Source organism: Phenylobacterium sp., from assembly GCF_036821595.1.
Lineage (GTDB): Bacteria > Pseudomonadota > Alphaproteobacteria > Caulobacterales > Caulobacteraceae > Phenylobacterium.
Genome location: NZ_DAISJG010000172.1, coordinates 1 through 1,929, shown reverse-complemented (window position 1 = coordinate 1,929; position 1,929 = coordinate 1). Strand labels below are relative to the sequence as shown.

The following is a 1,929-nucleotide window of genomic DNA, read 5'->3' as shown; positions in this document are numbered from 1 at the left end:
ATGACCAGCTACAGGATCGCCCGTCTCAGGAACCAGCACCGCTGGCTCGAGGAGCAGATCCATGAGGAGATGCGCCGCCCCGAGCCCGACATCCTGGCGATCCAGGACCTCAAGCGCCGCAAGCTGCAGGTGCGCGACGAGATATTCCTGGCCGAGGCCGGCCTCGCGCCGCTGCGCCTTTAGGGCGGCGGGGCGGGCGCGGGCCAGCGCCCGCCCCTAGGCGCGTTCCCGCGAGCGCTCGAAGCGGACCTTGGGGTACTTCTCGCCGACGTAGCCGATCTCCCAGGCCGACTTGGCCAGGAACACGGGCTGGTCGTCGATGTCGGTGGCCATCTGCATCCGGTGCTTGCCGGCGAAGTCCTCGAGGTCGGCGCGTTCGGCGACCAGCCAGCGCGCCTCGGCCCAGGGGCTGGCCTCGAAGATCACCTCGAGCTGGTACTCGTTGGCCAGGCGGTCGGCCATGACCTCGAACTGAAGCTGGCCCACGGCGCCGACGATGAAGTCCGCCCCCATGGTCGGGCGGAAAAGCTGGGTGACGCCCTCTTCGGCCAGGCCGGTGAGCGCCTTGGCCAGGTGCTTGGCCTTCAGCGGGTCCTTGACGCGGACGCGCTGCAGGATCTCCGGCGCGAAGTTGGGCAGGCCGGCGAAGCGCAGGGTCCCGCTCTCCGACAGGCTGTCGCCGACGCGCAGGACGCCGTGGTTGGGGATGCCGATGACGTCGCCGGCGAAGGCCTCCTCGGCCAGCTCGCGGTCGGAGGCGAAGAACATCACCGGCGCGTTGACGCTGATCTGCTTGCCGGTGTTCTGCACCTTCAGCTTCATGCCGCGGCTGAAGCGGCCGGAGGTCAGGCGCAGGAAGGCGATGCGGTCGCGGTGGTTGGGGTCCATGTTCGCCTGGACCTTGAAGATGAAGCCCGCGACCTCCCTGTCGCCCGGCTGCACCTGCACCGGCTCGCCGCCCTTGGTGGCCGGCACCGCCTTGGGCGCGGGGGCATAGTCGCCGAGGCCCTCCAGCAGCTGGTCGACGCCGAAGTGGCGCAGGGCCGAGCCGAAGAACACCGGGGTCATGTGGCCTTCGAGGAAGGCCTGCGGGTCGAACGGCTTGGCGGCTTCCTGGACCAGCATGGCGCCCTCCTCCACCTCGGCCTGTTCGGCCTCGTCCAGGTAGGCGGCGAGCGAATTGCCCTTCAGGGCCACGGGCTCGGGATGGCCCTCGTCGGAGCCGTCGGCGCCCTTCTTGGCGAAGGGGATGAACTGGTCCCGGCGCAGGTCGAGCATGCCCCTGAAGCGGCCGCCGGAGCCGGCCGGCCAGTAGAGCGGCGCGGGATCGAGGGCGAGCTTGGAGCCGATCTCGTCCAGCAGGGCGAACGGATCCTGCGCCTCGCGGTCCATCTTGTTGATGAAGGTGACGATCGGGATGTCGCGCAGCCGGCAGACCTCGAACAGCTTGAGCGTCTGCGGCTCGATGCCCTTGGCGGCGTCCAGCACCATGACCGCGGCGTCGGCGGCGGTCAGGGTGCGGTAGGTGTCCTCCGAGAAGTCCTCGTGGCCCGGCGTGTCCAGCAGGTTGAACATCTTGCCGGCGTGGTCGAAGGTCATCACCGAGGCCGAGACGGAGATCCCCCGCTCGCGCTCGATCTTCATCCAGTCGGAGCGGGTGCGGCGGTTCTCGCCGCGGGCGCGGACCTGGCCCGCCGCACGGATCGCGCCGCCGGCCAGCAGCAGGTTCTCGGTCAGCGTCGTCTTGCCGGCGTCGGGGTGGGAGATGATCGCGAAGGTGCGCCGCCGCGCCGCCTGGGCGGCGATGGGTGAGCGGGAACTGGCGGCATCTGCGGCGGGGGAGGTGCTCATGGGGGCGGCAGGTAGCGGCTCGGCCGCCGTTTCGCAAACGCGGCGAGGTCGCGGGGCCCTCCCTCCCCTTCATGGGAG

General features: G+C 70.4%; 2 protein-coding genes. One reads left to right on the top strand and one right to left on the bottom strand.

The window, feature by feature from the left end:
- A partial coding sequence (locus V7Z97_RS20320) for a YdcH family protein (protein ID WP_334165434.1) occupies positions 1–183 on the top strand: 183 nt, incomplete at its 5' end.
- A 33-nt stretch (positions 184–216) separates the two neighbouring features.
- On the opposite strand, the gene V7Z97_RS20315 is transcribed toward V7Z97_RS20320, so the two are convergent.
- A complete protein-coding gene (locus V7Z97_RS20315; protein ID WP_334165432.1) occupies positions 217–1,851 on the bottom strand; it encodes a peptide chain release factor 3 in 1,635 nt (544 codons plus the stop codon).
- Positions 1,852–1,929 lie beyond the last annotated feature (78 nt).